Source organism: Micromonospora arida, from assembly GCF_042873195.1.
Lineage (GTDB): Bacteria > Actinomycetota > Actinomycetes > Mycobacteriales > Micromonosporaceae > Micromonospora > Micromonospora arida.
Map to the genome: position 1 here is coordinate 304,346 of NZ_JBIALC010000003.1, position 26,876 is coordinate 331,221.

Below are 26,876 nucleotides of genomic sequence, written 5' to 3' on the forward strand. Positions count from 1 at the left end.
GCCGTCGCGTCTAATGGGCTGATGAGACTGACCGGTGGGCGATTGCGGCGTGCCGCCGTGGTCGGGCTCGCGCTGGGGCTCGTCGCGCTCAGCGCGCCCGCCGCCACGGCCGCAAACAGCGTCGCGCTCAGCGCGCCAGCCGCCACGGCCGCCAACAGCACTGTCGCCGACGGCACGGCCGGCGGGAGCACTGTCACCGACAGCACGGTCGGGATGGTGCCGAGCCAGGTGCGCGATCCGTGGCTGTGGCAGGCCACCGTGGGGCAACGCCCGGCCGGTCCGGCCGCGTTGGTGTTCTTCACCGACCGCACCCGCTATTTCGAGTCGACCGGGGTGCTGGTCGCACGGGACGGCGCCTACCGGCTCATCCCGATCCGCATCGGCGAGGGGCACGGGCTGCTCTCCCCCGACGGGCGCCACTACCTGCGGCCGCAGTTCGGCGAGTTGCTGGACCTCACCACCGGCCGGCAGCGCCGCACCCTGAAACCCGGGCTGGACCCTTTCGCGTGGTCACCGGATGGGCGACGCGTGCTCGGCACCCGCAGCAACGACGATCCGGTGATCAGTTACGGACCGGACAACCAGCAGCTCAACGATCCGGAGAAGCCCGACGACCTGCTCGTCGTCGACCCGTTCCGGGGCACCGAGCGGACGCTCGACGTGGGCACTTTCGCCGCCCACAACGGGGCGGCCTGGTCACCCGGTGGCGACCTGGTGGCGGTCACCGGCTCGCCGGACGTGCCTGCCCAACTCGCCGAGCGCCAGCGACTGGTGGTCGTCGACCCGGCCGGCGGCGGTCCTCGCTGGCAGGTCGACCTGGGCGACCGCCGGACACTGGCCGGCCCCGCCGCCTGGCACCCCGACGGCCGGCGGCTCGCGCTGCTCGCCTTCGACGGCTGCGCCGGGCCCAGGTGCACGGCCGAGCAGGCGGCGGCGCGCACCTGGCGAATCGAGTTCCTGGACACGGCCACCGGTCAGGCGGTCGGCCAAGTCCTGCCGGCCGGCACCTCGGCCAGCGAAATCATCGGCTGGCGCGGAGACGACCCGATCCTGCGGTATGTCAGCGAGACGGAGCAGGACACGGACCGGCAGGCCCTCCTCGCCGCGCTGTCGCCCGACGGCGGTCGCGAGGTGCTGGTGACCACGCCGGTCGGGTCGACCGACCTGATGGTGCCGGGCGACCTGCTGACCCGGGCCGCGTTCGGTGGGCCGGAGCCCCGGCCGTCACCGTTCGCCGCCCCGCTCTGGGTCTACCTGACGCTGGGCGTGCCGACGCTGCTCGCGATCGCTCTCCTCGTTCGTCGGATCCGCCGCCACCGCGGTGCGACGGTCCCTGCTCCGGCGTGACAACGAGCCGCCGAGCGGTGCCGCGACCGGCACGACGACGTCCTCGTGAGGCGGCTCACCAGGGAAGATCGCCTCTGACGGGACTAGGCTGGTTGCCGTGACGACGACGACCCCCGGCCTGACGGCCGTCCGTGCCGGCCTGCTCGAATACCAGGCCGCCTGGGACGAGCAGCGGCGCCTGCACGAGTCGGTGGTGGCTGGCGAGCGCGGGGACACCGTGCTGCTGCTGGAGCACCCGAGCGTCTACACCGCGGGCAAGCGCACCGAACCGTGGGACCGGCCCATGGACGGCACTCCGGTCGTCGACGTGGACCGTGGCGGCAAGATCACCTGGCATGGGCCGGGGCAGCTCGTCGGTTACCCGATCCTGCGCCTGCCCGACCCGGTGGACGTGGTCGCGTACGTGCGCCGGACCGAAGAGCTGCTCATCGACGTGTGCGCCGAGTTCGGGCTGACCGCCGGCCGGGTCGAGGGGCGCAGCGGGGTCTGGGTGCCCGAGGACGACCGGGGGCCGGCCCGCAAGGTGGCGGCCATCGGCATCCGGGTGGCCCGGGGCGTCACCCTGCACGGCTTCTCGATCAACTGCGACTGCGACCTGACGTACTTCGACCGGATCGTGCCGTGCGGCATCCGGGACGCCGGCGTCACCTCGCTCACCGCCGAGCTTGGTCGGCCGATCAGCGTCGCCGACGTGCTGCCGGTGGTCGAGCGCCGGCTCTCCACCCTCATCGAGGTCTGAGCGGCGGCCCCCGACGTCGCCGCCGGGGACCACCTCGCTCACGGCGTCAGGCGGTGCAGGTCACGCGGGAACGCGGTGACCTCGCGGATGTTGGCCGCGCCGACCAGCCGGGCCACGAACCGTTCCAGACCGATGGCGAAGCCACCGTGCGGTGGCATGCCGTGCCGGAACGCGTCCAGGTAGCCGACGTACGGCTCGACCGGCTCACCCCGGGCCGCCAACGCCGCCAGGTAGTCGGCGTGCCGGTGCAGCCGCTGCCCGCCGGTGACCAGCTCCAGACCCCGAAAGAGCAGGTCAAAACCGTTCGAGTACGCGGGCCGCGCCGGGTCCGGGTGGGTGTAGAAGGGTCGCTTCGCCATCGGGTAGCCGGTGACGAACAGGAAGTCCGACCCGTGTTCGCGCCGGGCCCACTCCCCCAGCGCCCGTTCGTGGGCGGGTGCGAGGTCCGGCTCGTCGGCGGGCGCGCCGGCGATCGTCAGCGCCTCGGTGAAGTGCACCGCCGGGATCTCCGCCGGCACCTGCGGCGGCGTGACGCCGAGCGTCGCCAGAGCGCTGCCGGCCCGCCCGCTCACCGTGCCCAGCATCCCGGCCACGGTGTCACGCAGCACGCGCATCACGTCCCGGTGGTCGGTGACGAAGCCCAGCTCCGCGTCGAGCGACGTGTACTGGGCGAGGTGCCGGACGGTGTCGTGGGGTTCGGCCCGGAAGACCGGCCCCACCTCGTAGACACGTTCGAAGACGCCGACCATCAGCTGCTTGTAGAACTGCGGCGACTGGGCCAGGTACGCGGGTCGGCCGAACCAGTCCAGCGCGAACACGTTCGCCCCGCTCTCGGTGCTGGAGCTGACCACCTTCGGCGTGTGGACCTCCACGAAGTCCTGGGCGTCGAGTGCGGCCCGGAACCCGGCCACCGCGGCGGCCGAGATCCGCAGCGCGGCCGACCGGGTGGGGTGCCGAAGCGCGGTGGGCGCGTTGTCGAGCTGGGTGGGCAGGCTCGCGGTGAGCGCCGGCCGGTACAGGTCGAACGGTGGCGGTGCGGCGGGCGGCCCGAGGAGACGTACCGTCGGGTCGGTCAGCTCGACCCCGGCGGGCGCCGTGCCGTTCGCGGTCGCCGTCGCGGTGACCTCGACGACCGTCTCCTCGGTGAGTTTCTCCAGCTCGGCGCGGACGGCCGGGTCGGTGACGACCACCTGGGCCAGGCCGGTGGCGTCCCGCACGATCAGGAAGGCCACCGACTTGAGCAGTCGACGGCGGTGCACCCAGCCGGCGATCCGCACGGTCGTGCCGATCCTGGCGGGCAGTTGCTGGGACAGGGTTCGTTGCATGGCGGGCTGCTCCTCGGTCGATCGCCACGCCTTCGCCGCCCTGGGATGGTGAAAGCGTCGCATCAGCCCCAGGGAGGTGTGGGCGAGCGGGAACCTCGCGGTGCCACCACACCTTCGCCCCCGCCGAAGCGGGGGCCTCGTTCGTCGCCTGATGACCGGGGCCAGCCGGGCGGGCTCTACTGGGCGCGGGGAGCCCGCGGCCGTTCTTCCCGCAGCTCGGGAGGGTCTTCGCGCCCCGGTGCCAGACCGCCTCTCAGCACCGGCGGCTCTCTGCACTGGCGGGTCGGGGGCTACTCGGCTCCGTCGTCGCTGTTGGCGGTGACCGTAGCACCCGAGTCCCGCTCGTGTGACGCACATTTTCGACACCCCGGTGTCCGGCGTCACAACGTTCGGGGCGTGACGCCGGTCGCCTGACGCACATAGACACCTGCCGTCCGGCGTAGGCTCATTTTCGTGACGATCGAGCACTCCGCGCCGACGACCGGCCAGGCAGCGCGCACCGCAACGGCGGCCCCCGAGGGGCGGCGTCTGCTGCGGATCGAGGCGCGTAACGCCGAGACGCCGATCGAGCGCAAACCGCCATGGATCAAGGTCAAGGCCAAGATGGGCCCGGAGTACACCCAGCTGCGCGGGCTCGTCTCGCGCGAGGGGCTGCACACCGTCTGCCAGGAGGCCGGCTGCCCCAACATCTACGAGTGTTGGGAAGACCGGGAGGCCACCTTCCTCATCGGTGGTGACCAGTGCACCCGGCGCTGCGACTTCTGCCAGATCGACACCGGCAAGCCGGCCGAGTTCGACGCCGACGAGCCGCGTCGCGTCGCCGAGTCGGTGGTCTCGATGGGGCTGCGTTACGCCACCATCACCGGTGTCGCCCGTGACGACCTGCCCGACGGCGGCGCCTGGCTGTACGCCGAGACCGTCCGACAGATCCACGCCCTGCAGCCCGGCTGCGGCGTCGAGCTGCTGATCCCGGACTTCAACGCCGTCCCTGAGCAGTTGGCCGAGGTTTTCGGCTCCCGCCCCGAGGTGCTGGCCCACAACGTGGAGACAGTGCCGCGCATCTTCAAGCGCATCCGGCCGGCGTTCCGCTACGACCGCTCGCTGGACGTGATCCGGCAGGCCCGCGCCGACGGCCTGGTCACCAAGAGCAACCTCATCCTGGGCATGGGCGAGGAGCGGGCCGAGGTCTCGCAGGCGCTGCGTGACCTGCACGAGGCCGGCTGCGAACTGATCACCATCACCCAGTACCTGCGCCCCTCGCCCCGGCACCACCCGGTGACCCGCTGGGTCAAGCCGGAGGAGTTCGTGGAGCTGCGCGAGGAGGCCGAGGAGATCGGTTTCGCCGGGGTGATGAGTGGGCCGCTGGTGCGTTCGTCGTACCGGGCCGGCCGGCTCTACAAGCAGGCCATCGACGCCCGCGCCGCCGCCTCGGTCGCCACCGCCAGCTGACTCCGCCGGCGGCGCCGCGCGGCCGTTCGGCGTCCGGGTGTCATGATCCTGTGATGACCGTCGGCGTACGCGAGCAGCCGCGCGGCGCCGACCCGCCCCGCCCGCGGCCCGGCGCACGTCCCGGCCTGGTCGGTTGGCTCACCGGGTTGGCCGTGCTCTCCGGGGTGGGTTACCGGCTCTGGCTGCTGCTGCACGCCGCCCCGGCGACGAACAGCGACGAGGCCACCATGGGGCTGGCCGCGCTGCACATCGCCCGGGGTGACGGCTTCCCGGTCTGGTTCTACGGCCAGCAGTACATGGGCACGCTGGAGGCGTACCTTGCCGCGCCGGTGTTCGCCCTCGCCGCTGGGCCGTCGCTGCTCGGGCTGCGGTTGCCCACGCTGGCCCTGTACGCGCTGTTCCTGCTGCTGGCCTGGCGGTTGACGCTGCGGCTGACCGGGGACCGGTGGTTCGGGCTGCTGATGGTGGCGCTGCTGGCCCTCGGCTCCGACCGGATCGTCAAGAACCAGTTGATCGCCGGCGGCGGCTACCCCGAGATGAACGCGGCCGGGGCCGCGCTGGCCCTGCTCGCCGTGGATCTGGCCACCGGTCGACCGGGGCGGCGATCGGCCGACGCCGGGCGACCCGACGGGCGGACGGCCGACACCGGGCTACCCGGCCGGCGGCTGGCGCGCTGGGCCGCGTGGGGGTTCCTGGCCGGGCTGATGCTCTGGGTCGACCCGCTCGTGCTGCCGTACGTCGCGGCGACCGGCGCGGTCCTCGTCGGGTTCTGCCGCCGGGAGCTGTGGGGTGCCGCCGGGGCGCTGCTCGGAGCGGCGGCCGTGCTGGGGGCGGCCCCACTGCTGCTGCACAGCCTGCTGACCGGACGCAACCCGCTGCACGCCGTGCTCGCGGCCAGCGGTGCCAACGCCAGCGCGGGCTGGCCGGACCGGCTGCACGGCGGCCTGGTGCTCGGCCCCGGACTGGGCATGGGCTTCTGCGCTCCCGGCCAGTGCGCCACCTGGCAACTGTGGTGGGCGCTCGCCCTGCCGCTGCTGCTGGCCATCACCGCCGCCACCGCCTGGCGAGCCCTGCGCATCCCCGACCCCAACCCTGCTGGCTCTGCCGCTGTCGGCTCCGACGCGGTGTCGCCTCGGGTGGCGGCGGCGGCACGGCTGGCGCTCGTCCTGGCCGCGGTGGCCACCCTCGGCGCGTACACCCTGAGCAGTTCCGCCGGGCTCACCCCCGTGGAGAGTTCCCGCTACCTGTCCTGCCTGCTCATCTCCCTGCCAGCGCTGCTCTGGCCGGTGTGGACGGTGGCGCGGCACGGGCTGCGCCGGTCGGCGACCGGTCGGCGCGGCGTCGGGTCGACGCTGGCCGGGTCGGTCGCGGTGGTGTTGCTCGCCGCCACGTTGGGCACCGCCGCCCACGCCACCTGGCGGGCAGCGCAGACCGTCCCGGCGACCCAGGCCGCCGAGGCCCGGCACACCGAACTGGTGGGCACCCTGCGACAACTGGGCGTACGGCACGTGCGCGCCGGCTACTGGACCTGCAACCGGCTCACCTTCGCCAGCGCGGAGCAGGTGGTCTGCGCGGTCGTCGACGACACCCTGCGCCCCGGTTTCGACCGCTACCCCCCGTACCGGCGGGAGGTGGACAGCGCGGCGGCACCGGCCTGGGTCGCGCCGGCCGGCTCACCCCTGGCGGAGGTGCTCGACGAGCGGCAGCGAGTCACGCCGGGCAGCCTCGACCTGGTCACCATCGAGGGCTGGCGCATCTACCTGCCGCGCTGACCCGACGGTCCACGTCCGCGCGGCGGTCTCGGTGCGCGTCAGCGCGCGGCCCGGCGGCCTCGGTGCGCGCGTCAGCGTGGCGCGGCGGCGTCGGTGAGCAGGCCGAGGCGGTGGGCCAGGGCGGCGGCCTCCACCCGGTTGGTCACGCCCAGCTTCGCGATGATCCGGGAGACGTGCACGCTTGCCGTCTTCGGTGAGATGAACAACCGCTCGGCGATCCGGCTGTTGCTGTGCCCCTCGGCGACCAGGCGCAGCACCTCCCGCTCCCGGGCGGTCAGCAGGTCCGCGCCGGCCCCGCCCCCGGCCGCACCGCGCAGGCCGACCCGCCGCGCCAGGGTGGCGGCCGCCTCGACCAGCGGGGTCGCACCCAGCCGCCGGCCGATCTCGGTGGCCTCGGTGACCGCCGCCGCCGTCTCGTCGCGTTCCCCGGCTGCGGCGGTCGCCTCGGCCAGCGCCAGCAGCGCCCTGCCCAACGGGTAGGGCTGCCCGTCGGCCCGCCACGCGTCGACCGCCGCACGCCACGCCGGCAGCGCCTGGTCGCCGACCGCGAGCAGCGCGGTGACCTGGGCGGCGTGCGCACGGGCCGCCGGGTGCCGCGCCGGCAGGTCGGTGGCGAGCGCCGCCACGGCGGCGGCCAGCTCCCGGTCACCCACCCGGGCTGCGGTACGCGCGGCGGCGCTGAGCACCGGCCAACCCTCCCGGGGCAGCTGCGGCAGGCTTCCGTCCGCCACCGCGACGCGGGCCGCGCGTACCGCCTCGACCTTGTCGTCCGCGGCCAGCGCCGCCTCGATCGCCAGTTCGTGCAGGGGCAGGCGGTGGTTCGGCCACAGGTACGGCCGGTTGAGGAAGGTGAGCGCACGGTCGACCAGTTCGTCGGCGCCCGGATGGGCGCGGGCCAGCCGCAGCCCGGCGCCCAACTGGAGCCAGTGCAGACCGGTGACACCGGACAGGTCGATCCGGGCGGCCTCCGCACAGACCGCCTCGGCCTCGTCCCACCGGCCCAGCGCGATGAGCGCCTCGGCCCGGTTGGAGAGCAGGTACGCCCCGGTGGAGCGGCTGATCCCCACCCGTCGCGCCTCGGCCACACCGGACTCGGCGGCTTGCGCGGACTCGGCGTAGCGGCCCAACTCGCAGAGCATGTCCGACTCGAACACCATGGCGAGCACCAGGGTCGGCGCGTCCCCCGCCGCACGGGCAGCGGCGGCCGCCTGGCCCAGCTCGGCCAGCCCGCCGGTCAGGTCCCGCTCGCCGTGACAGAGCAGCGCGATCCGCGTGGACAGCAGGGCCACGTGTTCTCCGAGCGCCTCGGCGTCGGCGGCGGCCTCGGCTGCCACCCGGGCCGCCTTCTGCGGGTCGATCTTGACCAGGTGGGTGGCGATGTCGGCGAGCAGCCGGACCCGCTCCGCGCCGGGCGGGCCACCGGCCGCCAGCCGGTACGCCTCATCCAGCTCGCGGCTGCCGTCGCTCTTGCCGAGCAGGGCCATCAGTCGACCGCGCTGGTCCAGGAGGCGGGCGCCGCGCAGCGGCGCGCCGTCGACGTCCACCTCGGCCAGCCCGGCCCGGGTCAGGGTGAGGGCCCGACTGAAGTCGCCGGCGGTCACCGCGGCGTCCAGGGTCTGCTCCAGCAACGCCAGGTGGTCCATGCCGAGCAGGTCGGCGGCGTCCGGCACCAGCTCCCACAACTCCAGCGCCCGCTCCAGCAGTCGGCGCTGCTCGGCGTACGCGTACCGGTCGGCGGCGGCGCACGCGGCGGCTCGTGCGGCGACGAGGGCGCGCGGGTGGTCGTGCGCGGCGTGCCAGTGGTGGGCGATCTCGGCCGGGGCGCGGCCGGCGGCGACCAGATGCGGCTGGGCCTCGATGGCGGCGGCGAAGCGGGCGTGCAGCCGGGCGTGCTCACCGGGCAACAACTCGTCGTGTACGGCCTCGCGGACCAGCGCGTGTCGGAACTCGTAGTCACCATCCCGGTCGGCCACCACCAACTGGGCCGCGACGGCGGCGCGTAACGCGTCCTCCAGCTCGGTTTCGGGCAGCCCGGCGACCTCGGCGAGCAGGTCATGGGCGAAGCGGGTGCCGCCGGCGGCCGCGATCCGCAACACCCGCTGGGCCGGCTCGGGGAGCCGGTCCACCCGGGCCAGCAGCAGGTCACGCAGCGTCTCGGGGAGCGCCGCGCAACCGATCGGGTCACCGGCGACGGCCAACTCCTCGATGAAGAAGGGGTTGCCCTGGGTGCGGTCGTGGACGTCGTCGACGGCACGGGCGAGCGGCTCGGCGCCGAGCAGGTCGGCGAGGATCGCGGCGGTGCCGTCACGGTCCAGGCGAGCCAGCTCGACCCGCTCCACACCCCGGGCCCGATCCAGCTCGGCGAGGAACGGGCGCAGCGGGTGGCCGCGCTGCAACTCGTCCGTGCGGTAGGTGCAGACCAGCAGGAGCCGGCCCGGCCTCGCCGCCCGGACGAGGAAGCCGATCAGGTCGCGGGTGGAACGGTCGGCCCAGTGCAGGTCCTCGATGATCAGGACGAGCGGGCGAGCATCGGCCAGCCGCTGGAACAGCTCGGCGACCAGGTCGAACAGGTAGCCGCGCGGGGCGTCGCTGAGCGGGACGGCACGCGGGGTGGTCAGCGCCGCGGAGGCGCGGCCCAACTCCGGCAGGAGCGGGGCGAACTCCGCCTCGTAGCCGGCGAAGACCTCGGGACCGTCGGCGCGCAGCACCGCGCGCAACGCGGCGGCGAACGGCGCGAACGGCAGGCCCGCCTCGCCCAGCTCCAGGCACTGGCCGACGAGCACCCGCGCCGCGCCGTCGGTGGCCCAGCCGGCGAACTCCTCCAGCAGCCGGGTCTTACCCACACCCGCCTCGCCGCCGACCAACACGGTGGTCGGCTCCCCGGCCCGCGCCCGGCCCAGCGCGTCTCGCAGCGCCACGGTCTCGCGGTGGCGCCCGACGAGGACGGAGCTGGCAGCGCGTACGGTCACGTGTTCGAGCATGCCATGGCGGCCCGCCCCGCCGACCCCGCCGATCGGCCGGCTGCCGGGCGGCGGGGTCGGATCGGGTCGAGCGGCCAGCCCGACGGGCGCGGTGGACGTGACGACCGCGCTGAACGCGGCGGCCATGCTGGGCGCCGTGGACGTGACGGCCGCGCTGACGGCGGTGGACGTGGCAGCCGCGCTGGGCACGGTCACCGGCGGGCGTCGCCGGTGCCACCGGCCTGCCTGCGCCGGCCCAACCACCCGCGGCTGACCGGCCGGGACAGCGATCGGGCGAGCCGGTCCGCGGCCGCGTCGGCGCGCAGCTCGGCGGCGTGGGTACGGTGCAGGGTGAGCAGGAAATCTGCGTCGTTGCCGAACATGTCGGGCTCCTTCGTGGGGTCGTCGTCTTCTGCTGACGACTCTTCGCGCGAAGGCCCCACCCGGGCATGGGCATGGCGCCTCATCTTCCCCGTCCACAGCCTCCTTACCCGGCCGCTCCGGGCGCGTACGGCGACGTAAGGTACTCAGCTGCCCCGGCACCCGGACGCGGATCAACCGGGCCGGCGGCGACCACTAGACTCTGCGGCATGGCAAAGCCCCAGGAGAAGGTCTCGTTCGGCCAGCGGCTGAAGCAGATCGGGATGGTGTTCCAGTTCACCGCCAAGCAGGACCGGTGGTTCGCGCCGTTGGTCGCCGCCGCGGTGCTCATCCCGCTCGCGCTCACCGTGGTCGCGGTCATCCTCTGGAGCTGGATCTGGCTCCCGATCGGCATCCTGTTCGTCCTGCTCGCGGTGTTGATCGTGCTCAACCTGCGGTCCAACAAGGCGATGATGAACGCCGCCGAGGGGCAACCCGGCGCGGCGGCGCAGATCATGGAGAACATGCGCGGCGACTGGCGGGTGACCCCGGCGGTCAGCTCGACCACCCAGATGGACATGGTCCACCTGGTGATCGGTCGCCCAGGCGTGATCCTGTTGGCCGAGGGCAACCCGCAGCGGGTGCGCGGCCTGCTCGGCCAGGAGAAGCGGCGGCTGTCCAAGGTGATCGGCTCCGCTCCCCTGCACGACTACGTGATCGGGCAGGAGGAGGGCGAGCTGCCGATCCGCAAGCTGCGGACGACGCTGCTGCGCCTGCCCCGCGCCCTCTCCGGCAAGGACGTCAACTCGCTGGACAAGCGGCTCAAGGCGCTCACCGCCCGGCCACAGATGCCCAAGGGCGCGATCCCGAAGAACATGCGGCCGCCAGGCGCCTTCCGCCAGTCGCGGGGCCGCTGACCCCAGGTGTACGTAAAGGAGCCGGACCCGTGCGGGTCCGGCTCCTTCGCGTACACCCTCATGTGCAGCCGTCCCGGAGGCGCCGCCCGCCTCCGGCCGCCGTCACCCTCGCCATGAACCTGCTCGACCTCGACCTCGACCTCGACCTCGCCCTCGCCCTCGCCCTCGCCATGATCGTGCTCGATCCTGGATGTAGTGGTCTCGCACGCGGTGGATGCCACTACATCCTGGATCGAGTGCGATCTTGCGGGGTTGCGATCTTGCGGGGGTCCCAGACCGGCGTTGTCGGGTTGGTCAGCCGCGGGGGGCGTCGACGATGACCGAGCCGGCGACTCGGTCGTGCAGGCCGCGCCGGTGCTCGTCCATGATCAGTGCGGGGACGACGAGGGCCAGCAGCAGGCCACGGATCAGCCCCCGGAGCACGCCGATCCGGCCACCGTCGTACCAGTTCACACAGCGGATCTTGGTGATGTACATGCCCGGCGTCTGGGCGAACAGGCCGAGGAAGATGCCGTACATCAGGACAAGCACCAGCACCGGGGCCCAGCCGTCGCGTACCGGGTCGGCGAAGAAGTTGGACACCAGCAGGCAGAGCACCCAGTCGATGATCAACGCCCCGAACCGCCGACCGAGGCTCGGCGCGGTGAAGGTGGGGTCGGTGGCCGGCGCTGCCGGTAGGTGCGGATTGGTCACAGCGGTCAAGGGTATCCGCGCCGGGATGAGAGCTTGCCGGGTGCCACCGCCGCTGTGTGCCGATTCAGGCTAAAGCGATCAGATGTCATTACACTGGCACAGTCGGTACGGCGTTCCTGGCGGGCCGGAGGCGTGGACCGGGGTGCCGCTGACGCTCCGCGAGGGACGTAACACGGCAGAAACAACGGAGACACGGCCGGGCAACCCCCCGGCCCTAGCGTCGCCAGAAGCCTAGCCACCCCGTGGACGTGCCAGGAGGATGTGTGTTCGCCAATCCCGAGGAACTGCTGCGATACCTCAAGAACGAGGACGTGAAGTTCGTCGACGTTCGTTTCTGTGACCTGCCCGGCGTGATGCAGCACTTCAACCTGCCGGTCGAGTCCGTCAACGACGACCTCTTCACCGACGGCCTCGCGTTCGACGGTTCGTCGATCCGCGGTTTCCAGGCGATCCACGAGTCGGACATGCTCCTGCTCCCGGATGTCGCCACCGCGTTCATCGACCCGTTCCGCGCGCAGAAGACGCTCGCGCTGAACTTCTTCATCCACGACCCGTTCACCCGCGAGGCCTACAGCCGCGACCCGCGCAACGTGGCGAAGAAGGCCGAGGCGTACCTCGCCGCCAGCGGCATCGCCGACACCGCCTACTTCGGCGCCGAGGCGGAGTTCTACATCTTCGACTCGATCCGCCACGAGACCTCGGCGCACCAGTCGTTCTACTACATCGACTCGATCGAGGGCGCCTGGAACACCGGCCGCGAAGAGCCCGGCGGCAACCGCGGCTACAAGACCGCCTACAAGGGTGGCTACTTCCCGGTGCCGCCGGTCGACCACTACGCCGACCTGCGTGACTCGATCGTGCGCCGGCTCGTCGACACCGGCTTCAACGTGGAGCGCTCGCACCACGAGGTGGGCACCGCCGGCCAGTCCGAGATCAACTACCGGTTCTCCACCCTGCTGCACGCCGGTGACCAGCTCCAGCTCTTCAAGTACATCGTGAAGAACGAGGCCTGGGCCAACGGCAAGACCGCGACGTTCATGCCCAAGCCGCTGTTCGGTGACAACGGCTCTGGCATGCACACCCACCAGAGCCTCTGGCTCAACGGTGAGCCGCTGTTCTACGACGAGACCGGCTACGCCGGCCTGTCCGACATGGCCCGCTGGTACATCGGCGGTCTGCTGCACCACGCGCCGTCGCTGCTGGCCTTCACCAACCCGACGATCAACTCGTACCGTCGCCTGGTGCCGGGCTTCGAAGCGCCGGTCAACCTGGTCTACTCCCAGCGCAACCGCTCCGCCTGCACCCGCATCCCGGTCACCGGCGCGAACCCCAAGGCCAAGCGCGTCGAGTTCCGCGTCCCGGACCCGTCGGCCAACGTCTACCTGGCCTTCTCCGCCATGATGATGGCCGGCCTCGACGGCATCAAGAGCAAGATCGAGCCGCCGACGCCGATCGACAAGGACCTCTACGACCTCCCGCCGGAGGAGTGGGGCGACGTCAAGCAGGTGCCGGGCTCGCTGTCGGCCGTGCTCGACTCACTGGAGGCCGACCACGACTACCTGCTCGACGGCGGCGTCTTCACCCCCGACCTGATCTCCACCTGGGTCGACTGGAAGCGCGCCAACGAGGTCGACCCGGTGCGTCTGCGCCCGACCCCGCACGAGTTCGCCATGTACTACGACTGCTGAGCCTGATCAAGGCTCTGACCTGCACCAACAGGATCACTACTGATCTTGGGTACAGGTTGGGTACAACCTCACGGACGGCGGTCATGCCCGGCTCACAGCCGGCGTGGCCGCCGTTTCGTGTTGGCCGAGCGCGCCGTCGATGAGCAGCCGCTACGTCTTCAAGGCGGCCCTGGCGGGCCGCTGCGCACCGCTCGGGGCACACCCCGCCCCGCCCCGCCCCGCCCCGCCCCGCCCCGCCCCGCCCCGCCCCGCCCCAAGATCGTGCTCGATCCTGGATGTAGTGGCCTCGACCGCGTCGGACACCACTACATCCACGTTCGAGCACGATCTTGACCCACGACGATGACGATCATGAGGTTGGCGAGGCGTTTCATCCGAATTGCCCCCGTCAACCTCATGATCAACGATGCCGGCGGCGGCGGGCGGTGCGCAGGGTGCGTACGAGCAGGGCCAGGAGCAGGGCGGTCATCGCCAGGGCACCGGGTGCCTTGGTGACACGGGCCAGGTTGGTGCCGTCGGGCAGGGCGAGGAAGGCTGCCGCCGCGGTGGGCAGCACGAACCACGTCGTGCGGGCGGCGGTGAGCGCCAGCAACGCCAGCGGCCAGGTCGCGTACCAGGGGTGGAAGACCGGGGACAGGACGACGGTGGCGACCAGCGCCAACGCCGCGCCGTGCAGCGCCACCCGGGACCGCGCCACCCGAGGACACCCGACCTCAGGACACGCGAACCCCGAAGACACGACCCCCGAAGACACGACCCCCGAAGACACGACCCCCGAAGACACGACCCCGGGAGACGCGACCCCGGGAGACGCCTTCACGCGAGCAGCCACCTCGGGACCCGCAACCCCGGAACACCCCACCCCCGAACACCTCACCTCGGAAGACGCGGCTTCGTTCAGCCCGCGCAGCACGAGCCAGGCCCGCCACCAGAGCAGCAGCAGCACCCCGACGAGCAGCAGCAGCGCGACCGCCCGGACCAACGGCACCGCCTGCGGGTCCCGGCCGACCAGCGCGCCGGCGTAGTCGACCACGAAGCCCACAGCGGTGGGTGGCGATGTCCACTGCTCCGAGTCGCCGCTGTGGGTCAGCCCGCCCACCCAGCCGAAGCCGAGGCCGGAAACCGCCGAGGTGACCAGCAGCGCGGCGAGCAGCCCTCCGGTCAGCCACGCACCGTGGCGCAGCAACGCCCGAACGGTGTACTGATCGGGCATGCCGGCCAGCACGGCGAACGGCACCACCACCACGGCGCTGGCCTTCACCGTGACCGCCAGCCCGAGCAGCGCTCCGGCCAGCAGCAGCGCCGCCGGCCGACCTGGTCGACGGACCACGACCAGCAGCCCACACAGCAGCAGGCCCAGCATCACGGCGTCGTTGTGTGCGCCGGCCACCAGGTGTACGCCGACCAGCGGACCGGCCAGCGCCAACCAGACCGCCCGCCGAGCCGGCACCCCGGCCACCAAGCCGGCCGACACTCCCCGCCGGGCCGGCACTCCGGCCACCAAGCCGGCCGGCACTCCGGCCGCCCGTGCCAGAGCGGGGAGGCAGAGCGCGGCCAGCAGCAGCCCCGCCACGGCGATCACGCGCAGCGCCACGATCGTCCCGGTGAGCCCGCCGCCGAGGCCGACGGCGAGCGCCGCGAGCAGGACGAACACCGGCCCGTACGGTGCCGGGGTGTCCCGCCAGATCGGCGCCACCGTGTCCAGCCAGGGGCAGCCCGCCGCCGCCACCCCCACGGTGTACGGGTCGACGCCGTGCGCGTACGTCCAGCCCTGGCAGGCGTACGAGTAGACGTCCCGGCTGCCCAGCGGTGGCGCGACCAGCAGCGGTAGCGCCCACAGCCCGGCGGTGACGTACGCCCAACGGGTCGACGGCGCACCCTCGCGCAGCGACCACCAGGCCCCGACCAGCAGGACGGTGCCGATCAGCCAGCAGCTCAGCGTCGCCGGGCCGTCCGGGGTTCGCCAGATCGACGCGGGTGTCGCGCCGAGCGGGGCGTCGGGCAGGGCCCCGCCGAGGTATCCGGCCACGGCGAGCAGGACCGCGCCGAGCAGGCCCGCGTACCGGGCACCCGATGCCGCCAACGACACAGGCGGCGGGGGAACAGACGCGCCGGGAGCGGTCACCGGCGCACCTTCCCTCAATCGGCGGCGACCGGCTGACGGGCCGCTCGAGCCGACCGTACCAACCAGATGACCAGCACGATCACCAACAGCGTCATCAGCGGCGCCCCGACTGTCTTGGTGTACCGGGGCAGCCCGGTGCCGTTGGGCAGCACCAGGAAGGACGCGACCAGGGCGACCACTGTGAACCATCTGGTGCGCTGGGCGGTGGCCGCCAGCACGAACAGCGGCCAGGTCCAGTACCAGGGGTGCACGACGGGGGCGAGCGCGACGGTGAGGGCGAGCGCGAGGCCGGCGTGGTACAGCGGGTCGCGGGTGCGGGCCCGCCACCAGAGCCAGACGAGCAGTACGGCCAGGAGGACCACGGCGATCCCGCGGGTGACCGGCAGCGCGTCGATGTGACCGCCGAACAGCGCCGCGACGTACCCGGCCGTCTGCCCCACGGCGGTCGACGGGGAGGTCCAGGCGATGGCGGCGCCACCCTGGGACAGCCCGCCGATCCAGCCGAAGTCCAGCCCACCGACGAGGGTCACGCCGACCACGGTGACGACCGTGCCGCCGACCACCCAGCCGCCGTCGCGGATCAGTGTGCGGATCCGGTACGGCCCGGCGGTGGCCGCCAGCGCGGCGAACGGGACCACCACCACGGCGGTCACCTTGATCGCTACCGCGACTCCGAGGAGCAGCCCGCCGACCAGCAGCATGCCGCGTCGACTCGGGTGTGCCGCCACCACGGCCAGCCCGCCGACCAACGCGGCGAGCATCAACACGTCGTTGTGGGGGCCACCGACCAGGTGCGCGGCGACCAGCGGGGAGCCCAACGCCAGCCACACCGCCCGCTTCGCCGGCACACCGGCCCGACGCGCCAGCACCGGCAGGGCCCACGCGGTGAGGGCCACGCCGACCAGCGACAGCGCACGGAACAGCACGATGCTGGCGGTCAGCGAACCGGTGGCCTTCACGACGGCGCCCGCGATGAGCACGAACAGCGGCCCGTACGGTGCCGGGGTGTCGCGCCAGATGACCGAGACCGTGTCCAGCCAGGGGCAGGGCAGCGCGGAGACGCCCTGCTCGTACGGGCTGATGCCGCCGACGAAGCTGGCGCCCTGGCAGGCGTACGCGTACACGTCCCGACTGCCGAAGGGCGGTGCGATCAGCAGCGGCAGCAGCCAGAGCCCGACGGTGATCAGGGCCCACCGCGTTGAGGGCCCTCCGTCGCGCAGCGCCCACCAGGCGTACGCCATCAGGCCGGTGCCGACCACCCAGGCGGCGAGGATCAGCGGGCCGTTGGGCCCCTGCCAGATGCTGACCGGGGTGCTGCGCAGGGGGCCGCTCGGAAACGCCCCGCCGAGGAAAGCGGAGAGCGCGAGCAGCATCGAGCCGGCCAGGCCGGTCCAGCGCGCGAGGTGGGGAGGCACGCCGGACATGCTGCCAGCCCGCCGGCGGGAGGCCGACGGCAGGCACGGTCAGCAGTGGCGTGCCGGTGCCAGCCCACTGGAGATCGAGTAGTCGCCGGCGGCGCGGACCCGCACCTCGGTCCACCCGTCCACGCCCGGTCGCAGGCAGCCGTCCGGGCCGCTCAACGTGAGCCAACGCGACCACCGCACCCGGACCGGCACGTCCCCGGGCGTGGCGGTCAGCCGGACGGCGCCGCGGTCGGCGGTGACGAGTCGACCGGGGGCACCGACCAGCGGGGTCGGATCGACCACGGCGTACATCTGCCAGGTGGAGTCTCGCCAGACCTCCCGCAGGTACGGCAGGCCGCCGCGGATCAGCGCGGCCTCGTCGCGGCCCCACCGGTCGGCGGGTGCGTCCGGGGCGAGCACCACGTAGCTCACCGCCTCGTGCCGTAACCACTGCTCGTACGTCTGCTCGTTCAGGTTGCCGTCGTAGAACAGCGCGTTGCGGTCGCTGTCGACCTGGCGTTCCCAACCCCGGGCCAGTGGCACGGTCGGCGGCAGGTACGCGGACTCCCAGTGGTCGCGCAGCGGCACCACCTCGACCCGCCCGGCCGGCTGCCGCCGGTCGAGTTCGGCGACGAGCGGTTGGTAGAAACGTTCGGCGCTCTCCGGTGCGCCGGCCCGGGTCACGTCGCTCATCATCACCGGGGACTGCCACCAGACGGTCGCGGCGAGCAGCCCGGCCAGCCACGGCCCCGGCAACGCGGCGTACCCGGCCAGCACGGGCAGGGCGAACAGCATCGGCAGTCGTAGCGCGTTGGAACCGATCGGGCTGGGCACGTAGTACGCCCCGATCAGGAGCAGCACGGTGAGCACCGCGCCGACGCGCAGCACCCGGCGGCGACGCGGCAGCACGACCGCCACCAGCACCGCGAGCGCGACGTTGATGCGCATCGACTCGGCCGAGTACGGCTGGGTGCCGCCGTTGCCGAAGACGAACGCCATCGGGGCGAGCGTGACGGCGGGCGCCACGGCCAGGACGAACCCCTCGGCCAGTGGTCGCTCGGCTCGCCAGCCTCCGGGCAGCGGGCGGCCCGGCCCGTCACCGGTGCGCAGGGCGCCCAGCAGCAGCGCCGCGCCGGCCAGCCCGGTGAACAGGCCGGCGACCGGGCTGGCCGCCGTCGCCAGGGCGGCGCAGACGGCGGCGAGCGTCAACCGGAGCCAGCGCGGCTGGCGTTCCGCGCTGACCGCGCAGAGCGCCAGCAGCCCGAACGCCAACCCGACCGCGAAGGTGATCCGACCGCTCGCCAGGTTGCCGACCAGCACCACCGCGCCGAGGACGCCGGCCAGCAGAGGTCGACGGGCCCGGTTGCGGGTGAACAGCCAACCCAGCGCGGCCGCGCCGACCACGGCGGCGATCGCCCCCAGCGGACGCACCCCGATCAGCGCGCCCAACCTGGCGGTGAAGAGGCTGTAGCCGTACTGGTTGACGCCGCCGTACCAGCCGAAGTCGACCGGCGCGGCCCCGTACCGCTCGGTGAACCCGGCACGGGCCACCTGGGCGGCGAGGTCGGTGCCCAGCGGCGGCGCGAGGAGGAACGCGACGGCGAGAAGCACCGCCACCCCGGTCGCCGCCGCCCAACCCGCGACGCTCCGCCCGGTTGGGGGCGGCGACGCGTCAGGCATCGAGGACCCGTTCGGCCGCTGCGCGGGAGCGGCGGCCGGTGCGCAGGTATTCGTCGAGGAACTCGCCCGGATCGTCGCGGCCGAGCAGCCGGGCCACCCCGGCCAACTCCACCCCGTGCCGGGGCAGTTGGTCGCCGGCCCGACCCCGGACCAGCATCAACGCGTTGCGGACCTGCGCGGCCAGGGCCCAACCGGCGGCCATCTCCGCGGCGTCCGCCGGGTCGATCAGGCCGGCCCGCTCGGCCGCCGCGAGGGCGTCGAGGGTACGCGTGCCGCGCAGCGCCGGTATCGCGCCGGCGTGCCGGAGTTGGACGAGTTGCACCGCCCACTCCACGTCGGCGAGCCCACCGCGCCCCAGCTTGGTGTGGGTGGCCGGGTCGGCGCCCCGGGGCAGCCGCTCGGTCTCCACCCGGGCCTTGATCCGACGGATCTCGACGACCTGCTCGCGGGTCAGCCCGTCGGCCGGGTAGCGCACCGGATCGATCATCGCCTCGAACTCGGCCCCCAGCTCGGCGTTCCCACAGACGAACCGGGCCCGCAGCAGCGCCTGCGCCTCCCACACCCGCGACCAGCGGGCGTAGTACGCCGCGTACGCGGCGAGGCTGCGGACCAGCGGACCCTGGCGGCCCTCCGGTCGCAGGTCGGCGTCGACGCCCAGCGGCGGGTCGGGGGCGGGTACGCCGAGCAGTCGGCGCAGCTCCTCGGCGACGGCGTGCGCGGCGGCGCTGGCGGCGCTCTCGCTGGTGCCCGGCGGCGGGTCGTAGACGAAGAGCACGTCGGCGTCGGAGAGGTAGTTCGACTCGTACCCGCCGAGCCGGCCCATGCCGATCACCGCGAACCGCAGCCCGGGTGGTGCCGGTTGGCTGGCCTGGGCGGCCCGCAACGCGGCGGCCAGGGTGGCGTCGGTGACGTCGGCGAGCGCCGTACCGACCTCGGTGATGTCGGACAGCCCGGGGGCCCGCTTCGCGCCGTCCGCCCGGGTGGGGCTGGGTGCGAGCGCGCCGGCCCGGCAGAGCACGTCGGCGCAAGCCACCCGGACCAGCTCGCGGCGTCGCAGCGCGCGCACCGCGCTGGTGGCCTCGACCGGGTCGGAGTGCCGGGCCGCCGCTGCCAGGAACCCCTCCCGCAGCACCTCGGGCGCGCGTGGCGCCAGCTCGTTCTCCTCGGCCAGCAGCCGCAGCGCCTCCGGGTCGCGGGCGAGCAGGTCGGCGACGTACCGGGACAGCGCGAGGACCCGGGCCAGCCGACGGGCGACCGGGCCGCCGTCGCGCAGCAGCCGCAGATACCAGGGGGTGCTGCCCAGCTTGTCGGACACCTTGCGGTAGTTGAGCAGCCCTCGGTCCGGCTCCGGCGCGTCGGCGAACTCGTCGAGCAGCACCGGCAGCAACGTGCGCTGGATGGCCGCGGTGCGACTGACCCCGCCGGTGAGCGCCTGGAGGTGGCGCAACGCCCCGGCCGGGTCGGCGAAGCCGAGGATCTCCAGGCGGTTCCTGGCCGCCTCCGGGGTGAGCCGCAGACCGTCGGCCGGCACCCGGGCCACCGACTCCAGCAGCGGCCGGTAGAGCAGCTTGGCGTGCAGTCGGCGTACCTCGGTGGCGTGGGTGACCCACTCGGCCCGGAAGCTCTCCACGGCGCTGCGCCCCGGCGCGGCCGTGAAACCCAGCGCGGCGGCGAGCCAGCGCAGCGCGCCCGGCTCGGCGGGCACCGTGTGCGTACGACGCAGGCCCTGGAGTTGCAGCCGGTGCTCGACGCTGCGCAGGAAGCGGTAGCCGCGCAGCAGGGCCTCGCCGTCGGCCCGCCCGACGTAGCCGCCGGCGACGAGCGCCCGCAGCGCCGGGATGGTGCCGGGCGCGCGCAACGTCTCGTCGCCGCGTCCGTGCACGAGTTGCAGCAACTGGACGGCGAACTCGATGTCGCGCAGCCCGCCGGGGCCGCGCTTGATCTCGCGCTCCAGCTCCTTCGGCGGGATGTGGTCGATGATCCGCCGGCGCATGGCGCGGACGTCCTCGACCGCCTCGGGCCGCTCGGCCGCCCGCCAGACCAGCGGCGCGAGCTGGTCGATCCACTCCTGGGCCAGCGGCAGGTCACCGGCTGCCGGGCGGGCCTTGAGCAGCGCCTGGAACTCCCAGGTGCGCGCCCACCGCCGGTAGTAGGCCAGGTGGCTGGCGAGGGTCCGCACCAGCGGGCCCCGGCTGCCCTCGGGGCGCAGCGCGGCGTCCACCGGCCAGGCGACCAGCCCGCAGATGTAGATCAGTCGGGTCGCCACCAGGGTCGCGGCGGACAGGTCGGCGTCCTCGGCGGCGACGAAGATGACGTCCACGTCGGAGACGTAGTTCAGCTCGCCGCCGCCGCACTTGCCCATCGCCACGACCGCGAGCCGGGGCCGCTCGGTCCCCTCCGCCAGCTCCGCGACCGCGATCTCGTACGCCGCCGAGAGCGTCGCGTCGGCCAGCGCGGAGAGCGCGGCCATCGTCTGCTCCAGGCCGCGACCGCCGGTCAGGTCGGCCGCCGCGATCCGCAACAACGCCAGGCGGTACGCGGTCCGCAGTGCCGCCACCGGGTTGCCGCCGTCGGTCGGCTCCAGCCGCCCTTCGGCGGTCGGGGCGAGCCCGTCCGGGGCGGTCCGCAGCGCCCGGTAGTGCTCGGGGTGGGCCACCAGGTGGTCGCCGAGCGCCGACGACGCGCCGAGCACCGCGATCAGCCGCCGCCGCAGCCCGGGGTCGTTGTGCAGGTCCGCGAGCAGCGGCGATTCGGCGCTGCCTTCGGTGGCGCGGCCCTCGGCGCCGCCTGGGGACGTTCGGCCCTCGGCGCTGCCTGCGGGCGTGCGGCCCTCGGCCTCCACGATGCGGTGCAGTTGGCGCAGCGCCAGGTCCGGGTCGGCGGCCCGGGACAGCGCGGCGAGCAACTCCGCGGCTGCCTCGTCGACCGGCTCCTGCTCGGCCGGCCGCCACAGCCCCAGCCCCTCCGGGCCGAGCAGGTCCGCGGCGCGCGCGCCGCCATCGCCTTCGGCGGTGCCGAAGCCGTACCGGGCGAGCCGGCCCGGTGCCCTGGTCGGCCGGCTCATCAGTGCCCGAGCAGCGGCAGACCGCGCCGCGTCGTGCTGTCGTCCAGTTCGCCGAGGGCCAGCGCGGCGAACCGGGCGGCGAACGGTTGCCAGACCTCCTCGACGTCGGCCAGCACCGAGGCGCAGGCCGCGACCACCAGCTCCGGGTCGTAGCCCAGCTCGGCGAGTTGGGTCGAGTCGGTGGCCCAGTCAGCGATCATCGCGGCGTCGCACTCGATGTGGAACTGCAACCCCCAGGCCCGGTCACCGAGGCGGAACGCCTGATGCGGGTAGCGGGTGGAGGCGGCCAGCAGGGTCGCGCCCCGAGGCAGCTCGGTGATCTCGTCGGCGTGCCACTGGAGCACGTCCGGGATCAGCGGCACGTACCGGAACAACGGGTCGTTCTCGGCGGCGTCGCGCCGGCCGACCACGCCGGGGCCGATCTCCGGCCCGGACGGGCTGCGCTCCACCAACCCGGCGTGCGCGGTGGCGAGCAACTGCGCGCCCAGGCAGACCGCCAGGGTCGGCACCCGGTACCGGACCGCCTTGCGCAGCAGGCCCTCCACGGCGGGAAACCACTGTGCGCCGGGCGAGCCGTCCGGGAACGGGTACGCCTGTTGGTCGCCGCCGAGCACCACCAGCGCCGCGTACCCCTCCAGGTCGTCGGGGAGCTCGTCGCCGGCGTGCGGGCGAACCACCCACAGCTCCAGCCCAGCCTCGGTCAGCCACTCACCCAGCCGGCGCGCGTCGTCCGTCGGGTCGTTCTCGATCACCAGCGCGGTTGCCACCCGTCGAGGCTAGCCGGTACGCCGCACGGCACCACGCCCCGGCACGGCCCCGCGCCGCCGGGTGGCGTTCCCGCCTCGGCCGGGTCGTTAGGCTCTGCGGTTGTGATCAGCGAGGACACCGCCGCCGTACGCCCGCCCGTGCTGCGCCCGGGTGACACGGTGCTGCTGGTGTCGCCGTCAGGGCCGACCTCGCCGGAGCGGGTGGCCAGGGGCATGGAACTGCTCGTCGGCTGGGGCCTGCGCCCGGTGCCGGCGCCGAACGCGTACGCCCGCCACGGCTACCTCGCCGGCACCGACGACCTGCGCGCCGCCGACCTGAACGCGGCCTTCGCCGACCCTGAAGTGCGCGGGGTGATCTGCACCCGCGGCGGCTACGGTGCCCAGCGGATCGTGGACGCCATCGACATGGCCGCCGTACGCCGGGACCCGAAGGTGGTGGCCGGCTTCTCGGACATCACCGCGTTGCAGTTCGCCCTGTGGAGGGGCGCCCGCCTGGCCGGGGTGCACGGCCCCGGGGCGGCCTGGCGCGACGAGCGGACGCCGCTGCGCTCCGCCGAATCCCTGCACGCGGCGCTGATGACGACCGAACCGGTGTCGATCAAGGCGGTCCCCACCGAGGAGACCTTCGGCGTACGCGTACCGGGTCACGCCACCGGCACCCTGCTCGGCGGCAACCTGTGCATGATCGCCGCGTCGATCGGCACACCGGACCTGCCCGACCTCACCGGTGCGGTGCTGTTGATCGAGGACGTGCAGGAACCCCCGTACAAGGTCGACCGGATGCTCACCCACCTGCGCCGGGCCGGCGCGCTGGACGGACTGGCCGGGGTGGCGGTCGGGCAGTTCACCGACTGCGGCGACGGCTGGGACACCACCATCGTCGACGTACTCACCGAACGCCTCGGCGACCTGGGCGTACCGGTCCTCGGCGGCCTCCCCATCGGCCACGGCCCCGGTCAGCTAACCGTCCCGGTAGGCACCAGAGCAACCCTCGACACCACCACCGCCACCCTCACCACAACCCCCGCAGTCCACTAACCCTCCCCCGCCCCTCCCTCCCTCCCTCCCGGCCCTCCCGGCCCCCTCCCCCTCCCGGCCCTCCCCGGTGATCAAGAGGTTTGCGTCATGTCCGGAGCGGATCCTGACGCAAACCTCTTGATCAACCAGGGCAGGGGCTGAGGGATGGGCGGGTCGCCGGGCCGGGCGGGGGTTGGGGGTTGGGGGTTGGGGGTTGGGGGTTGGGGGTTGGGGGTTGGGGGTTGGGGGTCAGGCCGGGGTGGGCGGGGTCAGGTGGGCTACTGCGCCGATTTCCAGGGCGGCCCAGATGCCCTCGGGAGTCAGGGTGATGCCGTGGGGTTCGGCGTTGGCTGTGGGCAGGTCGTGGCCCTCGATCCGTCCCCTGCCGTCGATGTGACCGATCCGGTTGGCACCCCACTCGGTGAACCAGGCGCCGCCGTCCGGGTCGGCCACGATCGCGTGTGGGCGGGCCGCCCGGTCCGGCAGCGGGAACTCGTTGATCCGGCCGTCCGGGGTGATCCGACCGAGCTGACCGGCGCCGATCTCCACGAACCAGATCGCGCCGTCGCCGGCGAGGGTGATGCCGACCGGGCCGGCATTCGCGGTGGGCAGCGGGTGCACCGTCACCGTGCCGGCGAGGTCGATCCGGCCGATCGCGTTCGCCTGGTTGAGGGTGAACCAGAGGGCCTGGTCCGCGCCAGCAGTGATCATCGAGGCGAATCCGCCGGTCACCGGCAGCGGGAATGCGCTGTGGGTGCCGTCGGTCTCCACCCGGCCGATCGTGTCGGAGGTCATCCCGGCGTACCAGAGCGCGCCATCGGGCCCGGCCGCGATGCCACCCGGCCCGGTGCCGGCCGGCAGGGCGATGGTGCGCTGCTCGCCGTCGACGGTGATCCGACCGATTCGGTCGTCTCCCGAGCGGGTGAACCAGAGCGCGCCGTCCGGCCCGGCCGTGATGATCAGCGGGCGACCACCGGCCGGCTCCAGCGGGTAGGTCCGGACCGCGCCGTCGGGCGACAACCGGGCGATCCCGCCGGCATGGGCCAGCGTCAGCCAGAGCGCGCCGTCCGGGCCAGCCGTGATGCCGTACGGCCCGGCGCCCGGCTCGGCGAGTGAAATCTCCCGAATCTCGACGGTCATGTCGCCCTGTCCTTCCGTCGGTGGATCGTCCACCCTGACCGCCCCGCCAGCGATGGAACAACCGATTTTCGGCTACCGCCGGTCAGGATTGTCAGCTCGCTGACAGGGTCGCCATGGCTTCCGCCCAGACTGCCCGGTCACTGTCGGTTACGACAGTGCACGATGACCGAACCTCTGGAGGACAGCATGTCCCGCACCATCCGTAGGAAGCATCTGCTGGCCGGCCTGGCCACCGCCGGCGTCCTCGGCGTCGGGATCGCGGCCCCGACGATCGCGTTCGCCGCCGACACGCCCACGCCGACCCCGAGCACCAGCACCGCCCCGGCTCCGGGCACGGCGCCCGGCGCGAAGGCCGACCGGCAGGGCGAGTTCGCCGAGGCGCTCGCCAAGGAGTTGGGCGTGCCCACCGACAAGGTGACCGCCGCGCTGGAGAAGGTCCGCGAGCAGCACCGGCCGGCCGATCGACCGCAGCGGCCGTCCACCGAGGACCGACAGGCCGCGCTCAAGGAGCGCCTGGAGCAGGCGGTCAAGGACGGCAAGCTCACCCAGGAGCAGGCCGACGCCATCACCAAGGCCGTCGAGGCCGGCGTCTTCCCCGGCCCGGGCGGCCACCGCGGCCCAGGCGGCCAGCACGGCGAAGGTAAGCCCGGCAAGTAGTCCGGCGGGACCGGCCCCGGCAGGCATTGACCGGCCGGGGCCTCGGTACGCCCGGACCGACCGTGACCGTCCCCGGCCGACATTGGCCCTGCCGGGGACGGCCCCGGCAGGGGCCGGCGGGCACATGACAGGCCAACGCCGGACCCGGCAGGCACTGACCGCCGGGGCCGGCCTCGGTACGCCCTGTCGGGCCGAGGCCGGCCCCGGCCCGTCGCGGTTTGATCCACTCGGTTTCCTTGAAGTCGCGGTATCCGCCGCACTCGGACGCCCCGACATCATGAAAGCCGAGTTGATCACCGACCCAGAGGGCGTGCGGACCGGCTGGCTCGGCCGTCACACCGGCTCGGGGGTGTCAGCCCTGCCCTGGAGGACCCCGTCAGGGCTTCGGGGGCGAGAACACGCCCAGACGATTGCCGGTCGAGTCGAGTAGGTGGGCCGACGTGAGACCGCTCGGAGTCGTACGCGCCGGCACCAGCACCCGGCCACCAGCCGCTTCGGCCCGTCGGCAGGTTTCCGCCACATCATCGACCTCGGCGTAGAACACCACGTAGTTCGGCGACGTACCGTCGGTCGCCCGGATCGCCCCGCCGATCCCGTTGTCGCCACCGGCCCCGGTCACCCGGTAGGACCCGCCGTTGGCCGAGCCCTGCTCCTCGAAGGACCAGCCGAACATCTCGCCGTAGAAGCGCTCCGCATCCTCGGGCCGGTCGGTGCCGATCTCGAACCAGGTGATGGGCGTCGTGGACCTGGACATCTGCTGCCTCCAGAATTTCCGTGCCGGCCGTTCGGCCGTCGTCTGGAGCAGTTTCGGGGCCGTTGGCGACAGCGTCCTGTCGGTGTTTCCGGATCACCCGGCGGGGTTTCCAGTGACGAGACCACCCCGCCGCGCCGCGAACGGGTCTCGGACCAGGGGCCGAAGCGCCGAGCCGTTTCAGACCAGGCCGCCGCGTCGAGCCCGTTCCAGACCAGGCCGAAGCGCCGTGCCCGTTCCAGACCAGGCCGAAGCGCCGTGCCCGTTCCAGACCAGGCCGAAGCGCCGTGCCCGTTCCAGACCAGGCCGAAGCGTCGAGCCCGCTTCAGACCAGGCTCAGCGGGCGGACCCGCTCGTGCGGGATGTCGAGATCGGTCAGGCGTAGCTCCCGGGCCACCACGTCGGGCAGTGCGCAGACGCTCCGGATCCGGTCGGTACGGAAGCAGCGCAGTTCGTCGCGCAGACGGCACCAGGCCACCAGGTACCAGTGTCGGGAGTTGCCGAGGTACCCGAGCGGCTCGACGTCACGGGTCGAGTCCGCGCCGGAGCGGTCGGCGTACCGGATGCGCAGCACCCGCCGCGCGACGACCGCGTCGGCGACGGTGGCCGGGACGGGCGTGGCCGGCCCGTCGCCGATCAGGTGCACCCGGCCGGCGAGGCGATGTGCCTCAGCGGCGTCGGCGGCCGGCAGCACCGCCACCAGTTTGCGCAGCGCGGTGCCGGCCGGCCCGGCAAACGGCGAGCCGGCGAGCCGGTGCAGCGCCACCGCCATCGCCACCGCCTCGGCGGCGGTCAGGTTGACCGGCGGCAGGGTGCGGGCGCGGTCCAGGACGTAGCCGCCGGTGCGCCCAGGCTCGGCCCAGATCGGCACCCCGGCCTCCTGCAACGCGCCGAGGTCCCGTTCGATGGTCCGGCTGCTCACCTCGAAGCGCGCGGCCAGCCAGCGGGCGCTGCGCGGCCGTGGTGACACCGCCCGCAGCTCCTCCACCAGCGCGTAAAGGCGATCCGTGCGGTTCATGCCC

Annotated in this window: 20 protein-coding genes; 8 read left to right on the forward strand and 12 right to left on the reverse strand. The window is 73.6% G+C overall.

Going from position 1 to position 26,876, the window contains the following annotated elements; all coding sequences use genetic code 11:
• Positions 1 to 21 precede the first annotated feature (21 nt).
• Positions 22 to 1,347, forward strand: a complete 1,326-nt coding sequence (locus tag ACFYP0_RS12550; protein ID WP_356977169.1) for a hypothetical protein — start codon at positions 22 to 24, stop codon at positions 1,345 to 1,347.
• Between the two features lie 97 nt (positions 1,348 to 1,444).
• Positions 1,445 to 2,086, forward strand: a complete 642-nt coding sequence (gene lipB / locus ACFYP0_RS12555) for a lipoyl(octanoyl) transferase LipB (RefSeq protein ID WP_356977171.1) — start codon at positions 1,445 to 1,447, stop codon at positions 2,084 to 2,086.
• Positions 2,087 to 2,124: 38 nt separating this feature from the next.
• Here lipB and aspS read toward each other — a convergent pair whose 3' ends face one another.
• Positions 2,125 to 3,411: an aspartate--tRNA(Asn) ligase gene (aspS, locus tag ACFYP0_RS12560; RefSeq protein WP_355494166.1), complete on the reverse strand. Its 1,287-nt coding sequence runs from the start codon at positions 3,409 to 3,411 to the stop codon at positions 2,125 to 2,127.
• A gap of 453 nt (positions 3,412 to 3,864) precedes the next feature.
• Between aspS and lipA the strand changes: the two genes are divergently transcribed.
• Together lipA and ACFYP0_RS12570 are read left to right on the forward strand one after the other, a co-directional pair.
• Positions 3,865 to 4,860: a lipoyl synthase gene (lipA, locus tag ACFYP0_RS12565; RefSeq protein WP_196919009.1), complete on the forward strand. Its 996-nt coding sequence runs from the start codon at positions 3,865 to 3,867 to the stop codon at positions 4,858 to 4,860.
• A 53-nt stretch (positions 4,861 to 4,913) separates the two neighbouring features.
• Complete coding sequence (locus ACFYP0_RS12570; protein WP_355494165.1) at positions 4,914 to 6,632, forward strand: hypothetical protein; 1,719 nt, start codon at positions 4,914 to 4,916, stop codon at positions 6,630 to 6,632.
• A gap of 71 nt (positions 6,633 to 6,703) precedes the next feature.
• Here ACFYP0_RS12570 and ACFYP0_RS12575 read toward each other — a convergent pair whose 3' ends face one another.
• Positions 6,704 to 9,808: a helix-turn-helix transcriptional regulator gene (locus ACFYP0_RS12575; RefSeq protein ID WP_356977174.1), complete on the reverse strand. Its 3,105-nt coding sequence runs from the start codon at positions 9,806 to 9,808 to the stop codon at positions 6,704 to 6,706.
• Complete coding sequence (locus ACFYP0_RS12580) at positions 9,805 to 9,975, reverse strand: hypothetical protein (protein ID WP_167493750.1); 171 nt, start codon at positions 9,973 to 9,975, stop codon at positions 9,805 to 9,807. Before ACFYP0_RS12580 ends, ACFYP0_RS12575 begins: the two co-directional genes overlap by 4 nt.
• A 207-nt stretch (positions 9,976 to 10,182) precedes the next feature.
• Here ACFYP0_RS12580 and ACFYP0_RS12585 point away from each other — a divergent pair, with 207 nt between their 5' ends.
• Positions 10,183 to 10,869, forward strand: coding sequence for a DUF4191 domain-containing protein (locus ACFYP0_RS12585; RefSeq protein WP_091407420.1), 687 nt, complete (start codon positions 10,183 to 10,185; stop codon positions 10,867 to 10,869).
• Between the two features lie 294 nt (positions 10,870 to 11,163).
• Here ACFYP0_RS12585 and ACFYP0_RS12590 read toward each other — a convergent pair whose 3' ends face one another.
• Positions 11,164 to 11,562: an RDD family protein gene (locus ACFYP0_RS12590; RefSeq protein ID WP_341869934.1), complete on the reverse strand. Its 399-nt coding sequence runs from the start codon at positions 11,560 to 11,562 to the stop codon at positions 11,164 to 11,166.
• A 263-nt stretch (positions 11,563 to 11,825) separates the two neighbouring features.
• Between ACFYP0_RS12590 and glnA the strand changes: the two genes are divergently transcribed.
• Positions 11,826 to 13,250 (forward strand): type I glutamate--ammonia ligase, encoded by a 1,425-nt coding sequence (glnA, locus tag ACFYP0_RS12595; RefSeq protein ID WP_112671701.1) that lies wholly within the window; start codon positions 11,826 to 11,828, stop codon positions 13,248 to 13,250.
• Between the two features lie 400 nt (positions 13,251 to 13,650).
• On the opposite strand, the gene mptB (ACFYP0_RS12600) is transcribed toward glnA, so the two are convergent.
• Genes mptB (ACFYP0_RS12600) through ACFYP0_RS12620 form a run of 5 tightly spaced genes read right to left on the reverse strand, consistent with a single transcriptional unit; the run spans position 13,651 to position 22,289 of the window.
• Positions 13,651 to 15,375 carry a polyprenol phosphomannose-dependent alpha 1,6 mannosyltransferase MptB gene (gene mptB / locus ACFYP0_RS12600; RefSeq protein ID WP_386995740.1) on the reverse strand — a complete coding sequence of 575 codons (1,725 nt, stop codon included), beginning with the start codon at positions 15,373 to 15,375 and terminating at the stop codon, positions 13,651 to 13,653.
• A 14-nt stretch (positions 15,376 to 15,389) separates the two neighbouring features.
• The gene (gene mptB, locus ACFYP0_RS12605; protein ID WP_355494163.1) at positions 15,390 to 16,790 is read right to left on the reverse strand and encodes a polyprenol phosphomannose-dependent alpha 1,6 mannosyltransferase MptB; all 1,401 of its coding nucleotides are present in this window, start codon (positions 16,788 to 16,790) and stop codon (positions 15,390 to 15,392) included.
• Positions 16,791 to 16,838: 48 nt separating this feature from the next.
• Complete coding sequence (locus ACFYP0_RS12610; RefSeq protein ID WP_355494162.1) at positions 16,839 to 18,458, reverse strand: hypothetical protein; 1,620 nt, start codon at positions 18,456 to 18,458, stop codon at positions 16,839 to 16,841.
• The gene (locus tag ACFYP0_RS12615) at positions 18,451 to 21,522 is read right to left on the reverse strand and encodes a bifunctional [glutamine synthetase] adenylyltransferase/[glutamine synthetase]-adenylyl-L-tyrosine phosphorylase (protein ID WP_386995743.1); all 3,072 of its coding nucleotides are present in this window, start codon (positions 21,520 to 21,522) and stop codon (positions 18,451 to 18,453) included. The genes ACFYP0_RS12610 and ACFYP0_RS12615 overlap by 8 nt, the downstream gene beginning before the upstream one ends.
• Complete coding sequence (locus ACFYP0_RS12620; protein ID WP_124858549.1) at positions 21,522 to 22,289, reverse strand: type 1 glutamine amidotransferase; 768 nt, start codon at positions 22,287 to 22,289, stop codon at positions 21,522 to 21,524. The genes ACFYP0_RS12615 and ACFYP0_RS12620 overlap by 1 nt, the downstream gene beginning before the upstream one ends.
• Before the next feature lie 102 nt (positions 22,290 to 22,391).
• Here ACFYP0_RS12620 and ACFYP0_RS12625 point away from each other — a divergent pair, with 102 nt between their 5' ends.
• Positions 22,392 to 23,327 (forward strand): S66 peptidase family protein, encoded by a 936-nt coding sequence (locus ACFYP0_RS12625; RefSeq protein ID WP_355494160.1) that lies wholly within the window; start codon positions 22,392 to 22,394, stop codon positions 23,325 to 23,327.
• A gap of 228 nt (positions 23,328 to 23,555) precedes the next feature.
• Here ACFYP0_RS12625 and ACFYP0_RS12630 read toward each other — a convergent pair whose 3' ends face one another.
• Positions 23,556 to 24,446: a Vgb family protein gene (locus tag ACFYP0_RS12630; protein ID WP_356977183.1), complete on the reverse strand. Its 891-nt coding sequence runs from the start codon at positions 24,444 to 24,446 to the stop codon at positions 23,556 to 23,558.
• 186 nt (positions 24,447 to 24,632) lie between these two features.
• On the opposite strand from ACFYP0_RS12630, the gene ACFYP0_RS12635 reads away from it, so the two are divergent.
• A complete protein-coding gene (locus tag ACFYP0_RS12635) occupies positions 24,633 to 25,103 on the forward strand; it encodes a hypothetical protein (RefSeq protein WP_386996026.1) in 471 nt (156 codons plus the stop codon).
• A 376-nt stretch (positions 25,104 to 25,479) separates the two neighbouring features.
• On the opposite strand, the gene ACFYP0_RS12640 is transcribed toward ACFYP0_RS12635, so the two are convergent.
• Together ACFYP0_RS12640 and ACFYP0_RS12645 are read right to left on the reverse strand one after the other, a co-directional pair.
• Entirely contained in the window at positions 25,480 to 25,857 is a 378-nt protein-coding gene (locus ACFYP0_RS12640) for a VOC family protein (protein WP_386995747.1), read from the reverse strand.
• Between the two features lie 322 nt (positions 25,858 to 26,179).
• Complete coding sequence (locus ACFYP0_RS12645) at positions 26,180 to 26,872, reverse strand: helix-turn-helix transcriptional regulator (protein WP_355494157.1); 693 nt, start codon at positions 26,870 to 26,872, stop codon at positions 26,180 to 26,182.
• Positions 26,873 to 26,876: the final 4 nt, after the last annotated feature.